The sequence below is a fragment of the Nocardioides sp. genome (genome assembly GCF_035429765.1).
In the GTDB taxonomy this organism is placed as follows: Bacteria; Actinomycetota; Actinomycetes; order Propionibacteriales; family Nocardioidaceae; genus Nocardioides.
Window position 1 is genome coordinate 1 of sequence record NZ_DAOMFK010000130.1, and the last position, 8,659, is coordinate 8,659.

Annotated in this window: 8 protein-coding genes; all 8 read right to left on the reverse strand. The window is 71.0% G+C overall.

The genetic code is table 11. The features are described from left to right. Nucleotides 1–90 precede the first annotated feature (90 nt). Nucleotides 91–1,383 (reverse strand): HNH endonuclease signature motif containing protein, encoded by a 1,293-nt coding sequence (locus tag PLP61_RS11930; protein ID WP_324502937.1) that lies wholly within the window; start codon nt 1,381–1,383, stop codon nt 91–93. A 138-nt stretch (nt 1,384–1,521) separates the two neighbouring features. Beyond that, entirely contained in the window at nt 1,522–1,743 is a 222-nt protein-coding gene (locus tag PLP61_RS11935) for a Flp family type IVb pilin (protein ID WP_324502938.1), read from the reverse strand. Continuing rightward, nucleotides 1,737–1,943, reverse strand: a complete 207-nt coding sequence (locus PLP61_RS11940; protein WP_324502939.1) for a Flp family type IVb pilin — start codon at nt 1,941–1,943, stop codon at nt 1,737–1,739. The genes PLP61_RS11935 and PLP61_RS11940 overlap by 7 nt, the downstream gene beginning before the upstream one ends. Nucleotides 1,944–2,112: 169 nt before the next feature. Next, a complete protein-coding gene (locus PLP61_RS11945; RefSeq protein ID WP_324502940.1) occupies nt 2,113–2,763 on the reverse strand; it encodes a response regulator in 651 nt (216 codons plus the stop codon). Next, complete coding sequence (locus tag PLP61_RS11950; protein ID WP_324502941.1) at nt 2,760–4,364, reverse strand: sensor histidine kinase; 1,605 nt, start codon at nt 4,362–4,364, stop codon at nt 2,760–2,762. Before PLP61_RS11950 ends, PLP61_RS11945 begins: the two co-directional genes overlap by 4 nt. Continuing rightward, nucleotides 4,361–5,290: a type II secretion system F family protein gene (locus PLP61_RS11955; RefSeq protein WP_324502943.1), complete on the reverse strand. Its 930-nt coding sequence runs from the start codon at nt 5,288–5,290 to the stop codon at nt 4,361–4,363. Before PLP61_RS11955 ends, PLP61_RS11950 begins: the two co-directional genes overlap by 4 nt. A 1-nt stretch (nt 5,291) precedes the next feature. Next, nucleotides 5,292–7,211, reverse strand: coding sequence for a type II secretion system F family protein (locus PLP61_RS11960; protein WP_324502944.1), 1,920 nt, complete (start codon nt 7,209–7,211; stop codon nt 5,292–5,294). After that, the coding region (locus PLP61_RS11965) for a TadA family conjugal transfer-associated ATPase (protein ID WP_324502946.1) at nt 7,211–8,659 on the reverse strand (1,449 nt) is incomplete at its 5' end. The genes PLP61_RS11960 and PLP61_RS11965, both read right to left, overlap by 1 nt.

The window sequence follows — 8,659 nt, forward strand, 5'->3', positions numbered from 1 at the left end:
GAATTCGGTCAGAGGTGGGTAGTCACTTGTGACTACCCACCGGTGACCCGTTCTCGGGACGCGTCGAACCCAGGTGGAGAGGCGCTGGGCTCAGCTGCGTCGGTGGAAGCGCCAGTCGCCGCTGGGGTGGCGACGGAGGTCGAAGCCATCGTCGTGGGCGCGGGTGTGGTGCCACCAGCACAGGGGGAGCGCGTTGTCGAGGTCGGTGTGGCCGCCGCGCGCCCAGGCGAGCTGGTGGTGGTGGATCTCGCACCAGGCGAAGGGACGATCGCAGCCGGCGATGGCACAGCTGTCGTGGATCGCGGCCAGGGCACGGCGTTGGCCGCGGGTGTGCAGGCGGCGGGCTCGGCCCAGGTCGAGGGGCTCGGAGGGGCCGCCGAGGACGAGGGGGATGAGAGCGCTCTCGCAAGCCAACCGCCGGGCCTGCTGGGCGGAGAGGTGGATGCCGCTGCTGATCCGGGCAGCACCGACCTGGCTGAGCAGCGCCTCCAGCCGCATCGTCACGACGATCTCAGTGGTGGTGCCGGTGTGCCCGGCGCGGGGGAGGTGCTCGACCAGCTCGCAGAGCGCGGCGCCGTGTCGTTCGGAGACGTTGAGGCTGCCCTGCCCGGGCAACGACTCGTCCTCGACGCTCTCGCCTCCGGTGGTCCGGGAGAGTCGACGCGGGGCGCTCAGCCGGTCCAGTGCGTGCTGGAGCAGGGTGCCGTGCAGCTCGGGGATGACGAACCGGCCCGACCAGGTGCCGTCGCCGTTGTCTGCCAGCACGAACCACGTCTCGCGCGCGGCTGCGTGCTCCTCGGTGCGCAGCTGGTCCGACTCGTGCTGGTCGGCCAGCTCGGGACTGATCGTCTCGAACATACGCCGCGCGAGCTGGCGCAACCTGCGGGCGTCGATCGGCCGGCCGGACCGGGTGGCGGCGCCGGTGGCCTTGGCGACGAGGAGCTCTTCGGCGTCGCGGAGCTGGCGGGCCGCGGCCCCCGCAGGGGCCTTCTCGGCCGCGGACACGATGACCCGGACCTGGTCGAGCCGGAGCTGGCCGGCCGCGAAGGCCTCGCGGGTGGCGGCGTACTTCTCCTGCAGCAGCCTCGCCAGCCACAGGCCTCCGGCCATCACCGCGCGGGTGTCGCCGGTGAGCTGAGCGAGCCAGGCGTCGGTGCCGGTGTCGCCAGTCGTGTGCGCGACCTGGCGGGCGTCGGCCTCGGCCGAGAGCGCCAGCCTCAGCGCGGCAGCCTGGGACTCCAGCTCGGCCAGCCGCTGGATCGCCTCGCCCAGCTCCGGTGTGCGGACCGTGCCCGCAGGGACACTCGCGGCGGACCGGACCTGCTCCTGGGCGACCGCCACCAACCCGGCGACCCGGGGCTGGTGCAGCTGCTGAACCGACATGCGAGCAGTCCACCAGAGACCACCGACATACCTACGGGTCCCGCCCCGCACCCGGTGGACCAGCGACGGGCGTCCGCCCGGTCCCGTGACGTCACCCGGTGGCACCGTCCCCGACTGCGGCCGTCGGGATCGCAGGGTTCAGCAGGTGCCGCCGGTGACGCCGTCGGAGACGTTGGCGCAGGTCTGGGTGAACACGGTCTCGAGCACGGCACCGAAGGCGAAGACGACGGTGACGATGAGGGCGGCGATGCCGGCGATGAGCAGGCCGTACTCGATGGCGGACGCGCCGCGCTCGTCCCTCGTGGCGAGGCGGGCGTTCAGCATGATGCGCAGGTAGTCGAGCACGTCGGTCCTCAGCACGTGCCCATGCTGCGCTGGCCCTGCAGGCTGTCGCAGGTGCCGCTGAACAGCAGGGTGACCTGCTCGCCGAAGGCGAACACGACCAGGGCGATGACGCCCGCGATCCCGGTGATCAGCAGGCCGTACTCGACGGCAGAGGCGCCGCGCTCGTCGAGCCTGGCGAGGCGGGCGTTCAGCATGATGCGCAGGTAGTCGAGCATGTGCGTCTCCTGAGTCGACGTACGGTCCGCCGCTGAGTGGCCGGATCCTTGCGTGGAAGCCTTTCTACGACCCATTGTCAGGCCTGGGACCCGGTGCGCGGATCACGCAATCGGTTCGCCCTGCATAGCCCGTTGTGACTAGTGAGCGGCTTCCCGGGAGGCGACTCTCTCAGACCTGCTGACGCACGTTGGACAGCAGGCCCACCCGCATCGCGGTGACCAGCGCCTGGGCGCGGTTGGTCGCGCCGAGCTTCTGGTAGATGCGCCCGATGTGCGACTTCACCGTGGACTCGCTCATGTAGAGCTCCGAGCCGATGGCACCGGAGCCCAGCCCGTCGGCGAGCAGCAGCAGCACCTCGTGCTCGCGCTCGGAGAGTCGGGAGGACTCCGCGGAGCCACGCCGCATCATGGCGCCGGCCAGGCCGCTGCACAGGAACGTGCGCGGAGAGGCCGCCGCGTGCAGGGCCGCCCGGACGACCTCGCCGGCCGGGGCTTCCTTTCCCACGAAGCCCGACGCCCCGGCCTCCATGGCGGCGAAGATCTGCTCGTCGCCGGAGTGCATGGTCAGCACGATCAGCCCGATGTCGGGCCGCTGCTTGCGGAGCCGCCTGACGATGTCCAGGCCGGTGCCGTCGGGGAGCTGCAGGTCGGTCACCACGGAGTCGGGGACCAGCTCCTCGCAGCAGGCCAGGGCCTCGGCGACCGACCCGGCCTCGGCGACCACCTCGATCCCCGGCTCGAGCTCGAAGGAGGTGCGCAGACCCCGGCGGATGAGCTCGTGGTCGTCGACCAGCACCACCCGGACCACATCGTTCGTCATGACAGCGCGGCCTCCTTCTCCCGCACCACCGTAGGCGAGTCCTCGGGTGGTTCGCCGGGGATTCGGACCGAAACCTCGACCCCGCCGGAGCGGCGGTTCGCCACGGTCAGGTCGGCGCCGACCAGCCGGGCCCGCTCACCCATGATCTCCAGCCCGTGCGAGTCCGACCGCCGGCCCTGCAGCCCTCGGCCGTTGTCCCTCACCACGAGCATGGCTTCGGGCGGGTCCACCCGGCACTCGACGTCGATCTGGGTCGCCTGGGAGTGCCGTACCGCGTTGTTCATGGCCTCCTGGGCGATGCGCAGCAGCTCGGCCTCCACCTCGGGTCGCAGGCGGGTGGTCTGCTCGTCCACGGTGACCGTGATCGCGACGCCCGAGACCGCGCTGAGGTGCCGGGCCAGGCCGCCGATCGCAGCCCCGAGGCTCTCGGCGCCGTCGGTGCTCGAGCGCAGCGTCAGCACGGAGCGGCGTACCTCGGCCACCACGGACGTGATCGCGTCGCGCAGCAGCCTGAGCTGCTCCGCCTGCTGCGGTGACGCCGGGGTCGCGGCCAGCGTGTCCACGAGGTAGCCCATCGAGGCGATGTCTTGGGCGACCCCGTCGTGCATCTCCCTGGCCAGGCGTCGGCGCTCCTCCGAGGTGGCCGCGTCGCGCAACGCGCCGAAGAGCAGGGCGGTGTCCAGCCGGACGGCTGTGGGTGCCAGCTGCTCGGTGTACCGCTCGAGCAGGGCCGGCAGCCCGATCCTCCCTGGAAGCTGGTCTCCGGTCAGTACGCCGGTCACGACCGCCACGACCCCCGTGTCGGTGGTCACCGGGAAGGCGAAGGCCCGACCGGAGATCTGGTGCTGACGACTGGCCATGACCACTGGTGCGAGCACGTCCCCGGAGGTGGGGTCCACCTCGGGGTCGACCACCCGTCGCGTCAGCGGGGTGAGGTCGGCGCCGCGGGGCACGTGCACGGCGAGAGCTGCTGCAGGAACGTCGTCGAGCACCGTGCCGAGGATCTCCTGGCCGAGCGACACCGGGTCCAGCCCGGCGCTCAGCCCGCCCGAGAGGTCCAACAGCTCGCGGATCAGCGCGCGGGCGTCGCGGTAGGGCGCCAGCGGGTCCGGCTCGGACCGGGCCCCGGAGGAGAAGAAGCCTGCCGCCAGGCCCACGCCCAGACCAGTCCCCGCCCAGGCGTACACGGCGGCACCCTGCTGGCTGCTCATTCCTCCGGCGACGACGCCGGCGGCGCCGACCAGCATGACCAGCTCCGCGGCCAGGGCCTGCACGGCGCCTCGGAACCCCTGCCGGAGCCCCGAGACGAACGGGGGCAGCACGAGGGCCACGAGCGGCGCCAGTGAGTGCTGCAGCGCCAGTCCGCACAGGAGGCCGACCAGCAACGCTTCGAGGAGGTCGCTCGTCGAGCGCCAGCCGGCCAGGCGCCGTGGCCCCTGGAGCAGGGTGAGCAGGCCCCAGGTCAGGGCCAGCGCGAGCACGTAGGGAAGGGCTGCCACGTCGCGCGCCCACAGCACCGGTGCCGCCACCGTGAGCAGCGTGAACAGCCGGGCGACGACCGCCACGCGGTCGTAGGAACCAGCAGCGGTCGGTGGCTTCACTTGCCCGAGAAGCTGGCCAGGATGCTGATGGCGGCGGGGCCCATGACCGCCAGGAAGAGGCAGGGCAGGATGCAGAAGATCAGCGGGATGGTGATCTTCACCGGCACCTGCTGCGCCTTCTCCTCGGCCCGCTGCCGGCGCTTGGTGCGGATCTCGCTGGACTGCACGCGCAGCACCTGCCCGATCGGGATGCCGAAGGCGTCGGCCTGGACCAGCGCGCTGACGAAGCTGCGCAGCTCGGGCAGGTTGGTCCGGTCCCCGAGCGCGCGCAGCGCCTCGCTGCGGCCCTGGCCGATCTGCATCTCACGCAGCACCCGGGCGAACTCCTCGGCGAGAGGGCCGTCGGTGTTGCGGGCGACCTGCTGCAGGGCCGCGTCGAAGCCCAGGCCGGACTCCACGCTGATGGTCAGCAGGTCGATGGCGTCCGGCAGCCCGCGCCGGATCTTCTCCTGCCGGTCGTAGGCCCGCTGGTAGAGGAACATGTTCGGTCCCATGAACCCGGCGGCCAGACCCCCAGCCACTGCCACCATCTTCATGGTGGGCGAGTCCAGGATGACGAAGGCGAACAGTCCGCCCGCCAGGAAGCCCGCCATCGCCCCGACCACCTTCGCGGACACCACCCGGTCCACGGTCCAGCCAGGGGGGTTCCCGGCCAGCTCGAGCTTGCGGTGCAGCCGCTCTCCGGTGTCCGCGCCGCTCACTCGCCGCCCCAGGCCCACGAACCGCTGCAGCAGCGGGTCGACGACCCGTTCCGAGAACGGCTTGTCCAGGTCCTTGGTGAGCGCCGAGGGGGCGGCGCTCATCGCCTCGAGCACCGCGAGGGAGCGGTTGATGCCCGAGGCCTCGGCCTCGCCGCGGGTGGCCATCGAGACCAGAATCAGGGCGCTGCCGACCATCGCGATGCCCAGCACGAAGAGCAGGACCATCTCAGACCTCCACCTTGACCAGCCGGCTCATCCAGAAGATCCCCACGCCGAGCAGGAGCGCGCCGCCGGCCAGCATCAGCCAGCCCTTGGGGTCGGTGAACATCGGCATCACGTAGTCCCGGTTCACCATCAGCAGGTAGATGAGGAACGCGGGCGGCAGTCCGCCGATCACGTAGGCCGACATCTTCCCCTCCGCGGCCAGCGCGGCGACCTGGCGGCGCATGTACTCGCGCTCGCGGATCGTGGCGGCCACCGTGTTGAGCAGCTCGGCGAGGTTGCCGCCCACCTGCCGCTGGATCTTGATCGCCATCACGATCCAGGCGAAGTCCTTGCTCTCGAAGCGCTCGGTGATGCCCTCCAACGCATCCTCGAGCGAGACGCCCAGCCGGGTCTCCACCAGCACCCTCTTGAACTCGCTCGAGATCGGCTCGTTGCCCTCGCGGACGATGGTGTCCACCGACTGCTGCAGCGACAGGCCGGCCTGGAGCGATCCGGCCAAGAGCTGCAGGGTGTCGGGCAGGGATGCGTTGAACGCCTTGAGCCGTCGTCCCTTCCGGAAGCCCAACCAGGCCCACGGGAGGAACAGTCCGCCGGCGGCGAAGAGCAGCCCGACCAGCAGGGCGCCCCCACCGATGAGCATGCCGAGGAGCCCGGCGGTGAGCAGGATGGAGGTGTGCAGGAGCAGCCACTCGGCCGGCTTCAGCTCGCTACCCGCGCCTTCGAGCCTGCTCGCGATGCGCGCCTCGAGCGACTTGTTGCGCTTGAGCATCTGCGTCGCGGCCTTCTTGGCCTGGGCCACGACGGCGTCCCGCTCGTTCGGTGAGTCGTCGACCCGGTGTGAGCCACCGGTCATCGCGGCGTACTTCGACACCCGCTCGTCCGGACTCATCTCGGTCCTTGCCGGTGCCGGGACGAGCATGGTGAAGATCGTCACCAGCCCCAGACCCAGCAGTCCGACCCCGACGTACATCGCCCAGCCCGGCAGCGTCAGCGGGTCGCTCGCCTGCGGAGTGGCCACCGTGTCCTGGGCGGCGGGGGCCTGCTTCTGCAGAGGAACGAACGCGCTCGCGGTCAAGGAGGTGTCTCCGACCGGCAGCGCGACCGTCACGTCACCCTCGTCGGCCGTCACCCCTTCGGGCACGGTGGTGGTGACCACGATCTGCCGCGCCAGGGCGTCGGCCTCGTCGGTGAACGCCTGCTCCAGTGCGGCGGGGTCGGCGCTGATCACCTGGCCGGAGCCGGCCTCGGCCAGACTCTCGAGAGGGACCAGCCCCTTGCTCGACTGGTCCAGAGCGACCACGTCGACGAGCAGCTCCCCGTCCTTGATGGCGCTGGTGGCATCGGTGAGCGGGGTGGCGCTGGTGTCGGCGCCGTCGGAGAGCACGAGCACGTTGCGCTGGCCCTCGCTGCCGGCCATCTTCGCAGCGGCGATCACGCCGTCGTACAGCCGTGTCTGGCGGCTCAGGGTGAGTCCTTCGATCACGCTGCGCGCCTGGTCCCGGTCCAACGTGGGCGCCAGGGCGGGGGTCACCTCCCCGGCGAAGGTGGTGATGCCGACGTACACGTCGTCGGGCACCGTGTCCAGGAACGTCTCGGCAGCGGTCTGGGCGGCGGCGAAGCGCTCGCCGGCCATCGACCGGCTGGTGTCGATGGCCAGCACGGTGGTACGCCGGATGGTCCCGCTCGAGTCGGCCGGAGCCGCGCTCGCCTCGGCCTCCTTGCCGTCCACCGTGACGGTGACGCCGGACAGGTCGACCTGAGCCCCTACCGGCAGCGACACCAGGATCTGCAGCCCCTCCCTGGTGGGCTTGACGTGGGTGATGCTCGCCGAGTCCTCCGCGGCCTGCGCCGGGGCGACGCCCAGCACGAGTGCCAGGGCCGCCCAGGCCGCGAGTACGCCGGCCCGGCCGCGGCGGCTCATCAGGACCGCTCCGTCGCGAAGAGCATCGGGTCGACGGTCACGTTGGAGTGCGACATCTTCTCCAGGAACTTGGGACGCAACCCGGTCGCCTTGAGGGTGCCGCGGTAGCGCCCCTCGCGGTCGAAGCCGGCGGAGTGGTCGTAGAGGAAGATGTCCTGGAGCGTGATCACGTCTCCCTCCATCCGCTCCACCTCGGTGATGTGGGTGATGTGCCTGGACCCGTCCTTGAACCGGGTCTGGTGCACGATCAGGTCGACCGCAGAGGCGATCTGCTCCCTGATGGCCCGGATGGGCAGGTCCATGCCGGCCATCAGCACCATGGTCTCGATGCGCGCCAGGGTGTCGCGCGGGCCGTTGGAGTGGACGGTGCAGATGGAGCCGTCGTGGCCGGTGTTCATCGCCTGCAGCATGTCCAGAGCGGAGGCGTCGCGGACCTCGCCGACGATGATGCGGTCCGGCCGCATACGCAGACTGTTCTTGACCAGGTCGCGGATGTGCACTGCGCCCTTGCCCTCGATGTTGGCCGGCCGTGACTCCAGCCGGACCAGGTGTTCCTGCTTGAGCTGGAGCTCGGCCGCGTCCTCGATGGTCACGATCCGCTCGTCGGCCGGGATGAACGACGAGAGGACGTTGAGAGTGGTGGTCTTCCCGGCGCCGGTGCTGCCGGAGACGATGATGTTCAACCGGCCGCGCACGGCTGCGTCCAGGAACTCGGCCGAGGCCGGGTTGAGCGAGCCGAAGTCGATCAGGTTCTGCACGGTCAACGGGTCGGCGGCGAACTTGCGGATGGTCAGGGACGAGCCGTCGATCGCGAGCGGGGGGATCACCGCGTTCACGCGGCTGCCGTCGGGAAGCCGGGCGTCGACCATGGGGCTGGACTCGTCCACCCGCCTGCCCACGCGCGAGACGATCTTGTCGATGATCCGGCGCAGGTGCGCCTCGTCGGCGAACTGGGTGTCCGCCGGCACCAGCTTGCCCTTGCGCTCCAGCCAGATGTTCTCATGGCCGTTGACCATGACCTCGCTGACGTCGGGGTCCAGCAGGTACGGCTGGATCGGCCCGTAGCCCAGGATGTCGTCGCTGATCTCCTGGGTGATGCGGGAGCGGTCACTCGCGCTGAGCGGCCGGTCCTGGTGGGACAGCACGTCGAGCAGGGCCGCGCGGACCCGTGACTCGAGCTCGTTCTGGTCCATGTTCGCGTCGTACAGCTGTGGGCCCAGCTCGCGGAGAAGCTGTCCGTGCACGCTGGACTTGAGCTCCTCGATCCGGTCCTGCTGGCTGTTGCCGAGCTTGCGTCGGCTGGTCTTGCTCCCCTCGCCGCCGCCGGCGGCCTTGGCCGCGGAGGCGCCGTTGGTCGGTGCCACCCTGGCACCGGCGCCGTTCGTGGGCGCGGCGGGCGGGCGCGCACCGGAGACCGGCTCGGGTGCGAGGCTGGGGTCGGTGGTGCG